The organism is Streptomyces sp. NPDC048338, from assembly GCF_043201055.1.
GTDB lineage: Bacteria > Actinomycetota > Actinomycetes > Streptomycetales > Streptomycetaceae > Streptomyces.
The window spans coordinates 620,135-636,161 of sequence record NZ_JBICYQ010000002.1; the positions used below are offsets into that span (position 1 = coordinate 620,135).

14 protein-coding genes are annotated in these 16,027 nt (G+C 67.0%); 6 read left to right on the forward strand and 8 right to left on the reverse strand.

What is annotated here, in order from left to right; all coding sequences use genetic code 11:
- Positions 1-74: 74 nt before the first annotated feature.
- Together ACGFZF_RS07405 and tpg are read left to right on the forward strand one after the other, a co-directional pair.
- On the forward strand, positions 75-389 hold the full coding sequence (locus ACGFZF_RS07405; protein WP_393551747.1) for a hypothetical protein: 315 nt from the start codon (positions 75-77) through the stop codon (positions 387-389).
- Positions 319-843 carry a telomere-protecting terminal protein Tpg gene (gene tpg, locus ACGFZF_RS07410; RefSeq protein WP_393551749.1) on the forward strand — a complete coding sequence of 175 codons (525 nt, stop codon included), beginning with the start codon at positions 319-321 and terminating at the stop codon, positions 841-843. The genes ACGFZF_RS07405 and tpg overlap by 71 nt, the downstream gene beginning before the upstream one ends.
- A gap of 45 nt (positions 844-888) precedes the next feature.
- Here the strand turns inward: tpg and ACGFZF_RS07415 are convergent, their stop codons facing one another.
- Genes ACGFZF_RS07415 through ACGFZF_RS07430 form a run of 4 tightly spaced genes read right to left on the reverse strand, consistent with a single transcriptional unit; the run spans position 889 to position 6,866 of the window.
- The gene (locus tag ACGFZF_RS07415; RefSeq protein ID WP_393551751.1) at positions 889-2,742 is read right to left on the reverse strand and encodes a TniQ family protein; all 1,854 of its coding nucleotides are present in this window, start codon (positions 2,740-2,742) and stop codon (positions 889-891) included.
- Positions 2,739-3,995: a TniB family NTP-binding protein gene (locus tag ACGFZF_RS07420; RefSeq protein WP_393551753.1), complete on the reverse strand. Its 1,257-nt coding sequence runs from the start codon at positions 3,993-3,995 to the stop codon at positions 2,739-2,741. Before ACGFZF_RS07420 ends, ACGFZF_RS07415 begins: the two co-directional genes overlap by 4 nt.
- Positions 3,992-6,028: a transposase gene (locus ACGFZF_RS07425; RefSeq protein ID WP_393551755.1), complete on the reverse strand. Its 2,037-nt coding sequence runs from the start codon at positions 6,026-6,028 to the stop codon at positions 3,992-3,994. The genes ACGFZF_RS07420 and ACGFZF_RS07425 overlap by 4 nt, the downstream gene beginning before the upstream one ends.
- Complete coding sequence (locus tag ACGFZF_RS07430) at positions 6,021-6,866, reverse strand: TnsA-like heteromeric transposase endonuclease subunit (protein WP_393551757.1); 846 nt, start codon at positions 6,864-6,866, stop codon at positions 6,021-6,023. The genes ACGFZF_RS07425 and ACGFZF_RS07430 overlap by 8 nt, the downstream gene beginning before the upstream one ends.
- A 190-nt stretch (positions 6,867-7,056) precedes the next feature.
- Between ACGFZF_RS07430 and ACGFZF_RS07435 the strand changes: the two genes are divergently transcribed.
- Positions 7,057-7,965, forward strand: a complete 909-nt coding sequence (locus ACGFZF_RS07435; protein WP_393551759.1) for a hypothetical protein — start codon at positions 7,057-7,059, stop codon at positions 7,963-7,965.
- A gap of 79 nt (positions 7,966-8,044) precedes the next feature.
- Here ACGFZF_RS07435 and ACGFZF_RS07440 read toward each other — a convergent pair whose 3' ends face one another.
- Positions 8,045-8,392, reverse strand: coding sequence for a hypothetical protein (locus ACGFZF_RS07440; protein WP_393551761.1), 348 nt, complete (start codon positions 8,390-8,392; stop codon positions 8,045-8,047).
- Positions 8,389-9,903, reverse strand: coding sequence for a hypothetical protein (locus ACGFZF_RS07445; protein ID WP_393551763.1), 1,515 nt, complete (start codon positions 9,901-9,903; stop codon positions 8,389-8,391). Before ACGFZF_RS07445 ends, ACGFZF_RS07440 begins: the two co-directional genes overlap by 4 nt.
- Positions 9,904-10,557: 654 nt before the next feature.
- Between ACGFZF_RS07445 and ACGFZF_RS07450 the strand changes: the two genes are divergently transcribed.
- Positions 10,558-11,079, forward strand: coding sequence for a hypothetical protein (locus tag ACGFZF_RS07450; RefSeq protein ID WP_393551765.1), 522 nt, complete (start codon positions 10,558-10,560; stop codon positions 11,077-11,079).
- An 858-nt stretch (positions 11,080-11,937) separates the two neighbouring features.
- On the opposite strand, the gene ACGFZF_RS07455 is transcribed toward ACGFZF_RS07450, so the two are convergent.
- A complete protein-coding gene (locus tag ACGFZF_RS07455) occupies positions 11,938-12,411 on the reverse strand; it encodes an excalibur calcium-binding protein (RefSeq protein ID WP_393551767.1) in 474 nt (157 codons plus the stop codon).
- A 954-nt stretch (positions 12,412-13,365) separates the two neighbouring features.
- A complete protein-coding gene (locus tag ACGFZF_RS07460) occupies positions 13,366-15,111 on the reverse strand; it encodes a hypothetical protein (protein ID WP_393551769.1) in 1,746 nt (581 codons plus the stop codon).
- A 375-nt stretch (positions 15,112-15,486) separates the two neighbouring features.
- Between ACGFZF_RS07460 and ACGFZF_RS07465 the strand changes: the two genes are divergently transcribed.
- Both ACGFZF_RS07465 and ACGFZF_RS07470 read left to right on the forward strand, forming a co-directional pair.
- A complete protein-coding gene (locus tag ACGFZF_RS07465) occupies positions 15,487-15,720 on the forward strand; it encodes a hypothetical protein (RefSeq protein WP_393551771.1) in 234 nt (77 codons plus the stop codon).
- A gap of 101 nt (positions 15,721-15,821) precedes the next feature.
- Positions 15,822-16,027, forward strand: a 206-nt coding sequence (locus ACGFZF_RS07470; RefSeq protein WP_393551773.1) for a hypothetical protein, incomplete at its 3' end; no start/stop codon positions are given.

Here is a 16,027-nt window from a genome sequence, read left to right on the forward strand (position 1 = left end):
GCGCTGGTGGCAGCGCGGCCACCGTGCGTCCCAACTCTGCCTGCCACTGCCGAGCCGAGCGCTGCGATGCGCACGTGGACCACAAGACGCGCTGTGGTGGCGCCGTGGTGATGATCCTGCGCCACGATTCCCTGGTCGGGCAGGTCTGGATCGTCGAGGAGGTATGCGCGGCGTGCGCGCCGCTGATCCCGCACGCCCGCGTTATCGCCCGCGCCACCCCGGACCGGCCCGCCATGGCAAAGCCGGCGGCTGCCCATGTCCCGGCCTCTACGAGTTCGGGCGTGCCGAGCCTGTTCTTCTCGGCGTGTGCTGCTCTCGATGCCGGGCGAGACATGGTCCGGCGCACCGGTGCCCGCAGACCTCACCGCCGGCCCCGTCAGGGCAGCTGACCGCCACCCCGGCGGCGAGAGCCTGCTGGACTTCCTGCCCTACCGGCAGGTCGAGCGGTATGTGGCGGGCCAGGCCAGGAAGCCCCGCCCTCACCTCGCCGCGCGCTTGGAGCGTGAGGTGAATATGCGGTGGCAGCCGCAGATCCGGGCCAAGGCCCGCCAGAAGGCGGCATCCACCGCCGGCATCGTCATCGACACCCGTGCCCGCCTCGGCTACACCGCGCCGATCGGGTCGACGGACGAGTCCCGCATCCGGCACCTGACCGTCGCCCTGCCCCCGCAGCACGCCGCCCGCCTCTTCGACGCCCACGAGGCCGGCGCGTCCGACAACGAACTCCAGCAGATCGCGGCCGACGCGCTGCGCGAGGCGTACTTCCAGGACGGCGGCCGCCGCGCCAGCAGCCTGGAAGAGGTCCGCTTCACGGACGTCGAGCACCTCGAGTTCGAGCTGTAGCAAGCCGCGCACCGAGCAGCAGGGGAGCGGGTGTGACTGAGCGCTTCATTTGGCGAGTGAGTGTGTGAGTTGGCGAGTGGAGCGTGCTGTGTCGGCGGTTCGGGCGAGCTGGGCGGCGTAGGCGTCGAGTAGCGGCTTCATCTGCTGGTAGAAGGGCACCTTGTTCTGCCGGAGCCAGTGTCCGATGGTGAACCGGTCCAGGCTCCATGCCGCGTCGAGCTCCGGGTCGTTTCGGGCTTCGCTCGGCTTTGGAGCGAACTGGGTCTCGCCTTGGGTGACTTGCGTCCAGAGGTAGGCCGTGGCGGCGAGGCGTGCACGGTCGTCGGAGATGTAGCGGGGGCTGGGTCGGCGTTCCAGCTGGTTGGCGATCTGGCGCCATGCCTCTGGGGGCAGTGCCCAGTCGGCGAGAAGGGTGCGGCGGTGCTGGTAGTCGATCAGCGGTGAGGAGGCGAGTTCTGCGGCCATCGCGTCCAGGGCTCGTTCGTATGCTTCCGGGGTGCCCTGGCGGCGGGCCCAGCTGGTAATCGGTGTGCCCAGGCCGTGTCCGGCGAGTCGGATTCCGAGGAACTCGGCAGCCTCGGGGACGGTTCTTCCGAGGGCTCGCCGGGCGAGGAAGGCGGCGGTGGTGCGCCGTAGGACGGACATGCTGCAGGCGTCGATGAAGGCGCCGAGGTGGGTCTCGGCCCATTCCAGGGGGAGGAATGCTGGAACGTGCTGGGGGCCGTAGGCGAGGCCGCGGTGGGGCAGCCGGCTTCCGCCCCTGCCGTGTCGGCGGTGGGTGGAGACCAGGTATTCAGCGGCGTTCCGGAACCTCTCGGAACACTCGTCCTGGTAGCGGCGGAAGGTGCTGTCCCAGCTGCGGTGACGCTTCGGTTCGATGCCGCTGCGGGTGCGGTTTTCGACCGGCGCGAGGGGAGCCAGTGCGGTTCGCAGGTCGGCGGCCGCCAGGATGGCGTCGGCGGCGAGGAGGATGCTTGCGCAAGCGCGGGCATCCTGGGGCGGTGCACTGGCGTGGAGGGAGTGCGAAGGGTCCTGACGGCCCGCCAGCACCAGATCGGTGCGGTGGGTGTCGACACCCGGCGCGGATGGGCGGGCCTTCGGCCAGGTGATCATGACGAGCCCGCTGACCATCTGGAGGTCGGTGAAGTACTCGCTGGCCGCGACCGGCGGAGTGTGCGGGCTGAGCATGGCGGTGATCTTCATCTGCAGTGCGGCGAGTTCTCGGGGCAAGAGGCCACCCGGTTCGGGCTGCGGCCGGTCCAGGCGGGCTCCGCAGAGTTGGGCTGCCCGCCGTGCTCGGGACGATCCGTGGGCGAGGGGCGCTCTGCACTGGGCTGGGTGCAGACCGGCGATGGTCGGCCGGGGAATCAGCAGTCCTGCTCGGCCGGCGATGGATCGCCGGCAGTCAGGGCAGGCATGTTCGAGGAAGCGCTGGTGGTGTGAGCACGCGAAGACGACAGGCAGTCTCCAGTCGGTCTTCCATGGGCCGCCGTGGTCCGTCTGCAGGGAGGTCCCGTCGCCGGCGAGGCAGTCGGGGCAGTAGCGGGCGGCTGCGGGGAAGAGCCAGTCCAGTGCGGGGATGCGTTTGCCGGTGCGGACGACGTCGAGGCTGTGGACGATGGGTGGGTAGCGGGGTGCCAGCGGCAGCAAGGTCAGTGCCGTGGCTTCGGCCTCGGTGAGTCGGGTGGCCGTCCGGAAGTTACTCATCCGCTGGGCCGGCAGCTCGAGGGAGAGGGCGGTCCGGGTGATGGCCTGGGTGTTGGCCTGGAAGTCGACCAGGCCGGTGCGGCGCAGGACGGTGTCCGGAGCGACGTCGAGGCGGTGGGCGAGTCGCATCACGTAGCCGGCCAGAATTTCTCCGGCCAGCGGGTCCAGGCTCCGGGGCAGGGGTGTGATCACCGGGTGCCCTGCTGAGCTGTGCCGAGGGGGCCGCGGTCGTCGAAGACGGTGTTGCGGCCGCGGCGGGAGCGCTGGCGTGGGGCGGGCTTTTCGGGGACCTCGGGGACTTCGCCGGCGCCGGCGTCGCGTCGGGCGCTGTCGCGCAGGTCGATGGCGATGTGCTCCAGGATTTCTTCGTCCAGGCGTTCCCGGCCGGAGTCGATGGCCTCGCGGCAGCCGTCTTCGATGAGCCGTTCCAGGAGGCCGACGACACCGTTGGTGCGGTGGTAGAGGTACTCGGGCATCGTGCCCTCGGTGAGCATGCCGGGGCCCGCGTCCAGGAGCCGCAGACCGCTCTGGACTCCGTGCAGGTGCTGGACCCAGGCGGAGATCTGCGGTGCGGTGCTGTAGTGGAAGCGGTCCAGTTCGATCAGGTCGAAGCGCCGTTCGGTCTGGGTGGCCTCCAGCCCATGAGCCTTGGCATGCCGGGACGGGGGCAGGCACCACTGTCCGGTGGTCGGGTCGTGGCGTCCTTCCCGCAGCAGACCGGAGCCGGGGATGTCGACGCCGACCAGGACCAGGGTGACGTTCATGCTCATGAACGCGCGGATCAGGTCGAGGGTGTCCTGGTCGTCGGCCCGGTGCATGCGAAGCCTCGTGATGTCGTCCAGGATCAGGACCTTGGTGCCGTGGTCCCGCAACGAGGCCGTGACCTGACGGATCAGGTCGGGCAGATCCGGGCGTGGGCCGATCGGCGCGTCGAAGAAGTTCAAGATCGCTTTGCAGGTGCTCTTCGGTTTCGCGGTCACCGGGGTCTGAACGTAGGCGACCGGAATGTGCAGGTCGCGGGCGCCGGGGCGGGCGTCGGGGTTGAGGTAGTCGTTCAGGGCGAGCCACCGCTCCTCGAAGGCGGCGGCGATCTCGCAGACGCATTCGGTCTTGCCCTGGTAGCCGCCGCCGGAGACCATCACCCCGGCCCTGGTGGTGGGCTTGATCTTCAGCGCGTTGGTCTCGATGCGGCCGCTGAGGAGTTTCTCCACCGTCCGGCTCATCGGGGTGTCCAGCAGCTGCAGGTTCGCATGGGTGGCCGTGCGGTGCAGGTTGTGCAGCATCTTCTTGCGCCGGCTCAGCAGGCCGAAGGCTGCGCGGTCCATCACCGGCGCCGGGACGAACAGCTTGCGGGTGTGGCACCAGTGCTGCCAGCTGGCCGCTGTGTCGCGGGCCGGCGCGGGGCCGGTCAGGACGAACGGCAGCGTCTCCTCCTCGCCGGTCACTGGGGTCCTTCCTGCGTTGGTGGGGAGTCGGGTTCGTCGTCGGCGTTGGGCAGCATGAACAGGGAGCGCTGACGCAGGCCGTCGCCGAGGCGGGGCGGTGGGGCGAGCGGGACGTCGACCGCGGCTTCGCGCCGGCGGCGGCGTTCCGCGTCGACGGCCTGCTGGTTCTTGCGGACGAGCTCGGCCGGCTGCGGCGCGACGGGCAGCGACGTCAGGCCAGCGGGGACTGCCTGATCGCGTTCGGCGGCCCGTGCGCGGGCGACTTCCCGGGCCCGCTCGGTCCGCTCGGTTTTGGTCATCTGGCTCGGCCAGGAGCCGACCGGAGAGCGAGCGCCGATCAGGTCGAGCAGGACGGGCAGGAGTTCGGTGTCGTCGCGGGGCTTCAGCCCGGCCCGGGCGGCCTCGCGCAGGATCTGCTGTACTCGCGCGTCGGAGAACGCGAGGACGTCCTCGCCCCTGGGCAGCCCGTTCCAGGGCAGGGGATGCCACTTTCCGGCGAGCTCGATGAACACCTGCCGGCAGTCACGGGGATCGCGGTGCACGACCCACTTGCCCCGGTGCCGGCCGCTGCGTGGAGAGGGGAGCGAGCCGAGCCCGGCCAGGACGGGGTGGTCGCCGCCATACCAAAGTCCGCCGATCTTGACCCCGCGGCGGCCGTGGACCTTCACGAAGTGAGCGGGCAGAAGGCGGTGGTAGAGGCTCGCGTTCGGGATCTGCAGAGCGATCCCGTCGCGGGCGGCCGCGGTCGCGAACAGCGTGTTCGGGCTGTGCCGCCCACCGGGGTCCCAGGCGGGCGCGTACTGGTCCAACTTGCGGTTCTGCCAGATCCCCACGATCCAGGTGGCCAGCAGATGTTCTGCCTCATCCACGGTCCAGACCGCGTCCTGCTCCGGATCGGCGCCCCGGTCCGCGACGTCCCGTCCGCGATAGCCCAGCAACAGCTCCAGCAGCAGCGACTGGATCCCTGAGAACGCGCGTTCGCAGGCTGCCTTGTCCTGAGCTCGCATCGCCCTCGCCGGCAGCACCACCGTCCCCAGCGTGCGGGCAACCTGCACCAAGTGATGGTTCTTGTAGACGCTCCCGTGATCGCTGGTCACCGTCTCCGGGGCGAAGAACGGCCGTCCGGCGACCGGATAGCCGGCGAACTCGGTGACCAGTGCGGCCGGGACGCCGGGGTAGTGCCATTCCGTGTCCGGCGTCCAGTCCGGCCGCATCGGCAGCATCACGTCCCGCAGCAGCATGGCCACCTCGATGGAGGAGTCCGATTCCGGGGTGAGCCGGAAGGCGACCAGGGAGTGCGTGAACGCGTCCAGTCCGAGGGTGAGATCGACAGAGATCGGCTCGCCGAACACGTCGTCGCGCAGCTTCACCGCGAACGGCGTGGTGTCCAGCACGACCACCTGGCCGGGACGGGTGATCGTCACCGTGGAGCCGCCGGTGTCCACCGCCGCGGCCGACCGGAGATAGCGCTGGCGTCCCCCCTCGGGCCCGAACCACTCTTTCCAGACCTTCAACAGCGTCGTGTAGTGCGGGATCTTCGTCTCCGCCTCCGTGCCGAACTTCTCCCGCACGAACTGGTGGATCATCCGTTCCTTGGTCTTCATGCCGACCCGGGAGCGGTGCAGGCACTCCGCGTGAACCGCGTGGATCGCCTCCCTTACCTGCGGTGTGATCTTGCGGTGTCCGCGCAGGACCGGAGTGAGACGGCCGTCCGCCAGCCCCATGATTCCCTGCTCAGGCCAGGCGGCGGACCAGCGTTGCAGCGTGCGCTCGCTGATCTGTCCCAGGCCGAGCTGGTGGGCGTCGTCCGGGTGCAGGGCCTTCAGCTCGGCAACCTTGGCGAGCCGGCGCTCGGTCAACGTGGTCCGCTCCGGGTCGTACTCGGGCCTGGGCTCATCCCCCTGAGCCCAGTGCCGGCTGCCGCTGCGGTAGCCGCTCTCAGCCTCCAGGAAGTGGGCCACCCGCAGCCGCAGCCGCTTCTGGTCATCGTCCTTCAGGTCCTCGAACCGCACCAGCTGCCGCTTGTCATCCATCGAGCTCTCCCGCCGGATAGACCCAGCTCTCGTCCCCGAACGGCAGAGTCAGGTCGACGGCCATCCGACGGAGCCAGAGGAGACGAACCGCGTGCGTGCGGGCCACCGCCTCCACGTGCGTCTGGCCCACCAGCTCCCCGAACAGCCACGGACGCTGGCCAACCGCGGCCAGCAGCTGCCGCTCGAGTCCCAGGGGGTCGGCCATCGGACGGCGCCGCACCGACAGCGCGTCGATCGTCGCCAGCACCTGCCGACGCCAGCCGGTCACCACCATGTAGCGCCAGCCCGCAGCGGCCGCCACCCGTGCGGCCGCCGCGAACCGCACCTCGTCCTCCTCGCCGATCAAGCCCCCCGGACGTACGTCCACAAGCCACGAGGCCCCCGCTGCGAGCACGAGAAAGTCCGGAATGTGCGAGCCCTTCCCCTCCGAGGAGGAGAACCGCAGACGGAACGGCTGCGACAGCACCTCGTCGAACCCGCCGACGAAGTCCAGGACCAGCAGCAGCCAGCGCTCGGCCAGACTCTCGAAGCCGTGCTGCCGGCCCGTCGACACCAGACATTCCAGCCCGGGCCGGTGACGCTGACCGGTTCGCCAGGAGAACCGCCGTACCGGCATCGACACCATCGCCGGTCTGGCCGATAGATCCTTCACCGGGACGATGACGTCGGACTTCCCGACCTTCCACGTCACCGTCCACCTACGCGCCCACCCCAGCCCCAGATCCAGGCACTCGGTGGCCCGCTCGGGAAGCGCGTACGGCAGCACGAGGTCCTCCAAACGGCAGGCGTGAGACCACACCGCACCTACAGGAACACCGACGACCTGTACGTCACCCATGGCCAGAGCACACCGCAGGGACAAGCCGCACGCGGGCAAAAGTCCAAACCATCATCAGAAGTAAGGATTCGCCGGTACCCTGCCAGGCCGGTGAGCGTGAGACCTGGCCAGCAGGGGCACGAATTCCCGGGCGCAGAGCGTCTCGCGATGCCACAGTGGCATTCGGACTCGTGACCGCTTGGGAGTATTCATGACAGACCGAGACGAATGGCAGCCTTTGTCGCGCCGCGGCCACATCTCGACTCGTGAACAAGCTCTACTCGAAGGGGTACCGGATCATCTGATTCGGCCGCTGAAGACTTGGATTGCCGCGTACCTCGCCGATCATCCGAAGCTCACGGGACGAGTTGCTCTGCAGATGCGCATCCCTCTCAACACTCCAGACCCCGAGCAGCTTGTCGAGGCCGTTGCTGCCAGCGATCCCTCACTGCTCCTTGATGTTGTCGATGTGGTGCTGCATCTCGACAAGGGGCTGTGGTGGGAACTTGATGTCGCAGGCCCTGAACCCACGATGGAAGCCGGTCTGGCTGACTGGCTCCCGGACTTCTCCTGGCCGAAGGGAAGCAAGGCAGCAGCGGTCGAGGATCTCGACGACATGCTCATGGACGCTGGCTCGGCTTTTGAGGTCGATTGGCGCCTGCGGTGCTTGCAGCGCCGAGTCGACGCCACGGTGGCTATCGCTGCCGAGCAGGCCATGAGCATGGACACCGGAACGCATCTTCGGGCGGCGTGGGTCGCTACGTACGGGCGGCACCCGGATCCGTCGAAGGCTTACGACGAGGCGATCCGAGCCGTTGAGGCTGCAGCCATCCCGGTCGTGCTGCCCAAAGGCACGAGAGAGACCCTTGGCAAAGTCCACGTACACCTCAGGGATGCCAGCAACAAGTGGGAACTTGCGATCGAGGGAACAAATGACGGCTCTGTCGCTCCTCTGACCGAGCTGATCAGTCTGCTCTGGAAGGGACACGTTGCTCGACATGCTGGCGGCCCGGCCTTCCGCCCGCAGCGTCAAGACGAAGCGCAGATGGCGGTCCATCTGGCTGCAACGTTGGTGCACTGGTTTAGCACCGGTGCGGTCCGGCCGCGAAAGTCAGAATGAACGCGGAACACCCGTTTGTCAGCACGCGAGCAGGCGGCTTTCCCACAACGTGGGTTGCGCTGCCGGCCTCGGGTGGGCCTCATGCTGTCCCGATCGGTGAGGAGTCTCGGCACAGGGTTCCGAGCCCGCGCTTGATCAGGATCGCTGCCAGTACCGTGGCGCTAGCGTGCCCGAGACCGAGCTGCACGATGATGTCGATGACGGTTGCGAGTTCCATGAGACCGTCATTGACCTCCAGGCGTTGGCGCCGAATTTCCGCACACAGGTCGTCGCGATGACGCTCTGTCCACTGCCGCACCCAACGACGACTCCGTTCGAGCGCGGCACGCAACTCTCTGCCGGAAAGGTGTTCTTTAGAGCCGTACAGCAGGGAGTCTAGCTCTACCAACAATTCTTCCTCGGTGGCGTTCTCCCAGTCGGTCATCATGATTTCCTTTCCCTAGCTCGAGAACAGCTACCTGTGTAGACGCCGGCGAGGTAGATCGCGGTCGCATATCCCTCTTCCTTGTTTGTTTCGATGAGAGGCGCAAGCGCCGGACTGTCAAGTAGCCACGCAATAAGGTCGTAGATCCGGACCGGGGAGGCGAGATCTTGCATGACCTCCCTTCCATTCCCTCCGATCCCCAGAAGGTCACAGAAGCGCAACGTGTATGAGCCGATTCCATCGGAGGAGCGAAGCGTCAAGGAATCAATGGACCCAGCTAGTGATTGGAGGATGGCTGGTGCGGCGTTGACCTGTCGCCGCAGCAGAGTCAGATCTAGATCTCCTTTGCCGATAGCGAGCGGAAGATCACCGAAGCGAGCAAGCTCGATGGCTTCATGCACGGGACCGACCGCTGCAATGCGTCCGCGTTTGACTAGGTAGTGGAGTGCGTCCCAGCCCTGAGAGGGGACAGCGCCCTCGTAATAGGCAACTTTCCGGAGAAATTCACTGCGCGCGGAATTGATCCGAGGGCTATTCGTAACTCGGCAAAATGGCCTGATCAGCTTAAGGCGTTCCGTGATCTCCATTTCGAGCGTGGGCAACCTTGCGTGCGATCCGACATCAAGAGCACTGAGTGCACTGAGCGCCAGGAGAGAACCCTCAGCCTCGACTGTCTGGTCGGGAGTGGATGCCATCAGCATAACCGCGAGGGCATCAGCGGTTGTTTCTGAACCGGGATCGGTCAAGGCGTTGTCTGCGAGCCAATTACGGAGTTGTGGCGTGGTGTCGACTTCGTCAACTAGGCGATGTGCAAGCTCGTGCGCAAGGATAAAACTGTGAGCGGCATACCCCGCCATCGCGCCAGGAGTATAGAGGTACCTCAGCTTTGTCGCCTCCTTGGCAACCAGGTAGGCGCCCCCGTCCGTGAGGTTCTCCTGGATGAGCGCATAGCGAACCAGGGCGGCTCTTATGGCGTCTGGCGTCACGCGTGTCCCCTGATTTTCGAGAGCAGTGAGGTCGCCAACACGGAAGAAGTCGCGAAACGTGAGCATCGCGAAAAATTCGACAAATTGATAGAGACGATCGGGGTAGCGCACAAGGAAGCTCTGATCGACTTCGCAAGTAACTCCGGCGTCCGGTATGTCATTGAGTGAGTAGACCAGGTGCGCCAGTCTATCTATGGCTACTCCGAATTTTTGGCGGGCGGCGATGTGATGACTCTGGAGCATGAGGTTTAGTTGCCGGCTTCGGGTTTCAGAGACGGCGACCTGACGCGCGAAACGGATGAGGTGCGGCCTCAGGCTGCTCGTCACGCGGTCTCTAAACTTGCTCGTCACGCGGTCTCTAAAGTAGGGGTGGGCCAGATTCCGCTCAGTGGAAGTGACCTCGCCGGAAAGAACATCGCGTGCGCGGCTTGTGGCCAGCCTGTCGCTGGCCAGGCCCGCACGGTAGGCCGCATCCGCGAGGGAGTTGAGTTCTCGCGCCTTCCGCCGCTTGATCAATCTGCGGACCACTGCTTACTCCTGCGGATAGCCCCGGAGGTAGTCAGCCACCGCCACCCGACGACGCGAACGATTGGTTTACCATTTGCAGCCCTCGGGACAAATTTCCCCGTTTAAGGACAGCACGACGAGACGGAACTCGCATCTGGATCTTGTGTGCAACAGCCAGTCACCCGGCCGGGCTCCTCACGGTCGGCACCAAGCACTCCAGCCAAAGGCGCCAGACGAATCGCAGCCCTCTCGACGCACGAAACCATCGTCGCTCGACTGGGGGGTGATGACGTCGAACTTCCGTGAGCCCGGGTAACTGGCCACTCCGGCCCGCATCCAGGGACTCGGGTAGCACGCCGAGCAGAGCGTAAGGACGAATTCCGGGCACGCCGGGAATGTGGTCGGGCACGTCGGGTATGGCCAATCAAGACGCTCAACTCGCCAACTGAAGCGCTCAGTCACACCCGGTTGGGACTGAGCGCTTTATTGGCGGGTGAGCAAGTGAGTTGGCTTATCGGAGTGTGCGGTGTCGATGACGTTGGTTGGAACCTGGACCTGGTTGTTGGCACTGAGCTTGATGGCGAACGCCAAGGTCCCGCCCTATCAACGCTCGCGATCTTCGTCAGAGCCCGCAATCCCCAAGTTCTGGCTGCATGAGCTACTAGATTGGCGTGCGTGGAGACGCGGGGGCAGGGATATCGGTATGTGGGTCCGGCGGAGCTGAAGGCGCTCGTCCAGGCGGGTAGCGAGGGTCGGAGCATCCGCTCGTCAGTGGACTTCGGCGAGTGGGTCGCTGCGCTGACCTTGAATGAGTTGGCCGAACCCTTCACGTTCGTCGTCGATGGCGGCGGTGTACTACGACTGGCTCCGCGCCGCAGCGAGCACGTGGTGTGTGCTGGCGGCGGAGAGGTACTGAGCGCCGGCGAGATGAGCTTCCGTGAGAAGTCCGGACGGTGGGTGGTCGACGAGGTCAGCAACCAGTCGACCGGCTACTGCCCGGACGTCAGCTCTTGGCCAGCCGTGGCCGAGGCCCTGGACCGGATCGGGATCTATCGCCCGTCCGGGTTCACACACGAGGTGATCTTCCGCCGATGCCGCTCCTGCCGGGAGCTCAACATCGTGCGGGAGGAGGACTTCGTCTGCGTTTTCTGCGGCGAGGATCTGCCGCGGGAGTGGAACATAGGAGAGCCCGGATGACTGGTCAGAGCGCGAAGATCACATCGCGGTGCGACTGCGGCGGCGCAGCGGTGCGACAGGTAAACCAGTTCATCCTTCACGATGAGTTGTGGTGGGACTCGGAGTTCTCTTGCGGGTCCTGCGGCGCCTACTTGTGCGAACACGTTGGTAGGGGACCAGCGCCTGATGATGTCCGGGAGGCACTACTCGCAGCGCACGGGCCCGTGAGGCTCCGGCTGGTCGGTCCGGTGCCCAATCTTGTCCCGGCTTTGAAGGTCCTTCGGGAGCTCTCAGCGGCCTCCCTGTCGCGTGCTCGTGAGCTGGCTGGGGAGCTGAGCCACGATGGCCTGGTGGGGACCTTGTCGGAGATGGAGTTCCTCAAGGCTCGGCTGCAGCTGTGCGGGGTTCACGTCGACATCGACCAGTAGCCGTCCCCGGAGCACCGACACTCACGGTTAGTTGCACGACCACGGAAGCTGCGATCCACGCACTTGACCTGCCCTGGTCGTCGTCTCCGTCGACCCCTTCGCCGGCGAACCGCTCCCCGGCGACACGACCGGCCCCCAGCTGCGCCAGTACGCCGACCACTTGGAACGCGTATGCCTGCTGTGCTGGGTCACCGCGCTGCGCGCCGTGGTGGTCGTCGCCTACATCGAGGTCTGGCCCCACCACGGCTGCGGCCCGGCTGCGGCGCGCCGCCCGCGGCCGCGCCGCAGCCCCGGTTCGGTTCGCCAGGGTCGGGCTCGGACCCGTCCCGGGACCACCAGGAGCCCGGGCACGGGGCCAGGGGCGCCGGTTCTCCTCCGGTGAGTGTCTATGCCCGGTCGACGCTCAGCATTTCGAAGCGTGTCAAGGGCGTGGCTTTGTGAGGCTGGGGGGTTATGCCGTTCTCCGTGCGCGGCGGAGGCGTTGTGCGGTGAGGTGGCCGCCTGCGGCGGCTGCTCCGGCGGCCAGGGTGAGGCCGATGCCTGTGTCGAGTGGGGTGGGGCCTGATGCTCCGCCGATGCCGGCTCGGGTGCCGCGGGTCGGCATGATGGTGGCGGTCGGAGCCGCTGGTTGGACGGTGTCGGCCGTGGGGTCGACCGGCTGCACGCCGGTATCAGTCGGGCTCACCGGCAGCACGGGGCTGACGTTGGTGCGGCTGGGGAGTGCTTCGCAGGCGATGTGGTCATCGGGGCCCTGGTCTTCGTCGAGCCGGTTCGGGTCGCTCGGGTTCCGGTCGAACTCGGCCTGGGCGTCTTCCTGGTACTGGAAGTTCCGGCAGTCCAGGTCCTGGGCGTGTGCGACGCCGGACAGGGGAGCGATGGAGGCAATGGCCAGGGCTATGCCGGCCACCACGCTGCGACTGCTCATCAGAAGGCCTCCTCGGTGTTCTGCAAGCGTCACCCCCACGCTAGGAGCCGCCCACGCCCCGAGCGCGCGGCGCTAGACCGAACGGGCATCGCGCAAGGTCGCTTGGCAACGCTCTCCGCGCCGGCCCCTTCTCGCGCGCAGCCGTTGCAACACCCAGCCCGCCCTGCGGTCGACGCTGCTCCCGGCACCCGAGCCCAAGCCCGAGTCGATGGCCACGCGTGGCGCCCTGGCGGGCGTCGGTGCCGCCGTCTCGGGCGCGGTCCGCGCGCTCGTCACGCACATGCTTGACGAGTGAGCCGCAGCTGTTCCCCTGGGGAACAGCACTGCCGAAAACGGCCGGTTCTATGGAACGGCGGCTGGCCAGTCGGCCGGGCGCGGGGTGGAGACAGGAACGGTCGGCCGGCGGGCCGACCGCACTGTCAGGTGCCCTGACCGTCCTGCGCCCCACAGGAAGGCACCGCGGGTGCCTCCCGAACTCGGGTTCGGCAACAGCTTCCGCACAGCAGGCACCGAACGTTGCGATCAGGACAGCACTGGACCTGGAGGAGCGTCTCGGGCCGCTTCTTGATCGCAGGCGCACTGGGATCGACTTGTTCGTCACGCTCCCCGCTCCCGCGGGGATGGCCCGCACGAGGAGCCCACCCAGGCGTCCCGCTGCCCCTCGTTCCCATGCCCGCGGGGTTGGTGCGGCGGACGGTACCCCCCAAGGTCAGGCCCGGCTTGGGGCCTGGTGTCCGTGGGGGTGGGTGGGCGCACGGGTCGGTGCTTGGATGTGTGGCCGTCTTTGTCGTTCTTCGCTCGCACCTGGTTGATCTTGCGGGAAAGTCAGTGGTTCCGAATTTATTGCATCGAAGTTCGAGCGGAGTTCCTATTCGGTTCCAGGCCCGCCGGGTTCTGGTTTTCCGTGAATTTGAAATTGCCCCATTGTGAATGGTCTTTCGTGTGCGGGGTTGATTATTTGTCGGGGGTGCAGAAGTTGTTTTCGTCGCAGCTTTTTCCGTCGTGGCGGTCGGCCCATTTGATTCCGTGTGTGTGGGCGTATTCAGTCAGGATGGGGGTGAGGGTGGTGGTGTTTCCGGTGAAGGTGAGGGAGGCGCATCCGGTCAGAATGATGAATGCCAGGATTCCGATGCCACGGTTGTTTTTGTAGATGAACCGGTGGGTTGCCCAGGAGATGCCGGCGAGGATGCCGCAGGCGAGAAGGAGGTTCAGGACGGCTCGTTCGGGTGGGAGGCTTCCGCGGCTGATCATGACGTGGAGGGTGTAGAGGGTGACGCCCACGATCTGGGTGCCCAGGGCCACAAGGAGTGTGCTGCCGGCCAGGAACCAGGAGGGGGTGAACGCTTCCTTGAACGCGGCCTTGAGTCGCTGGAGGCCGCTGGGTGGTGGGGGAGGTGTCCACAGGGCGTCCCATGTCTCGCGGTCCAGGAGGTCGGCGCTATACGGGGCGCGGACCGGCCGATCGCGGGGATCTGGCGGGAAGACGCGCGGCGGAGGATCGAGCCTCCTTCCCGGCCGTTCCGGCCTGGAGGTCTCGCGGGGAGTCTCGTGGGGGGTGTGATGGCGGGGGAGCGGGGCGGTGAGCTGGGTTTCAGTCGTTGAAACAGCCTTCGCCGCGAGTTGTTCTTCCAGGTCAAGGACCCTCGACCCCAGCCGGCCCACCTCGCCCCGCAGGCTGTCTGCCTCGATCCGCAGCCGTTCCAGCTCGGCCTCCAGCCCCTTGCGCTTCTCCTCCTGATCGGCGAGGACCGCATCCCGCTCGGCGAGGTCCCGCTCGACGTCCCGCGCGTACCCCGCAGCCTTCTCCAGCCGACCACGCAGGACCTCGGCCGCCGCCTCGGCCTGCTTCGCCCTGGCCTCCCACAGCTCCCGCTCCCGCTGCAACGCCTGGTTGGCGTTCGCCACCTCTGCCTGCAGACGCTGGTTGGCCGCCCGCAGCACCACCATCTGCCGACGCACCTCCTGCGCGCCTTCCGCGCTCTCCTGCGACGGCCGACCCCGCAGCACCTTCCGGGCCCGGCCCACCTCTGCCTCGAGCTCACCATTGACGGCCCTGAGCATGTCCAGCTGCCGGCGGAGCCCGGCGGAAGCCGCCCGCTCGCCCTTCACCTCGCCCAACTGCTGCTTCAGCGAGGCAACCCGCCCCTCACTCCGCTCCAGCTCGGCACCGAGCTCGTCCCGACGCTCCTGCCAGTAGTCCGACAACTTCGCCCCGGAACCCACAGCAAGCTGCGCGGCCGAACGCAACGCACCCAAACTCAACTGCCCCGCAACACCCGCACCCTGACCCGCCTCTCGACCACCCGCCGCTTGCCAGCCAGCCGACTGCGCACCTGCCGCGCCCTGACCGGACCGCTGCCCACCCTTCGGCGAGTCCTGCGCCCTACCCGCGTCCTGGCCTGCCGGCTGCACACCTGCCTGCTGCGCTGTGTGGGTGCCGTTGACCAGGCGGTCCACTGCTTCCTTGTCGGCCCCTGTGCTGCGGGCGAAGGCGACGATGGCGTCGGCGGTGGGGCGGGGGACGACGTTGGTTCCGTCGAAGTACCGGTTCATGTCGACCGAGCTCGGCTGCTTCCCGATCACGTCTTTCAGGAACAGGCTCAGTTCTCTCCGACTGGCTCCGGAAAGAAGGAAGATCGCTTTCAGCCGTGCACCGTATGCGGCTGCCTCTGGCTTTGGTGGCTTCAGTTTCTCCGGCATATGCCCTCCCGCCCTGGAACCCTGAGCGCAGCAGCCTAGCGGCCCACGGCACCACTACAGAAACCAGCACCGAATTTCAATCAATGAAAGCCACGAAAACGCATTGTTTACCCCTATTGAAACAGCCAGGTTTGAGAGCACCAAAGAACACGCCTCAACCTGGAGAAGAAAATGCCTCGGGGTCTTCACGCGATCCTCTCCGCGCAAGCGGGAACGACGGCCGCACCGAATCACCAGATCCTTGTCCACATCGCCATCTCGGTTGCGTTGGGAATCCTGCTCGGCCTGGCATTCGGCCTCCTGCACCGCGCGGACATCCACGCGAGCAGCAACTCGCCCGCCCCATCGGGCAGTCACACCGCCAAGGAAGCCCTCATGCGTACCGGGCAAGCCTTCATCGGAACCACCGTCCTCGCGATGGCCAGCCTCACGACCACACCACCAGCCGCGATCCTCATCGCCCTCACGGCCGCCGTCTGCGGCCTGCTGTACGGCTTCCTCGCCCACGGCCACGCCACCATCCGGGCGGCCATCTGGAAGGCCGCCATGGCCTTCGCCGGGGTCAGCGGAGCCGGCCACACCCTCCTGGCCTACTGGCCCGGCCACTGACGAACCCCGCCGGGTGACCCCACCCAAGGCACACCCGGCACCTGCCCGACGACACCACCAGGGCATCATCACTTTCCGCCATTCCTACATGCTGCATCAAAATGGAAGGACCACAGCACACCAACCCCACCAACAAGCCCCCGCAGATCCACGCCGCACCACGAAAGCAGACCGCACCCCACCCCGTAGCCAGCCAGGCCCGCGTCAGCGGGCCACAGGGACTGAAGGCGAAGCCGGAAGTCCCAGTGGTGGGGGAGCGCAGCGGACCCACCACCCCACCGGCCCAGAGCGAAGCGAAGGGCCGGCA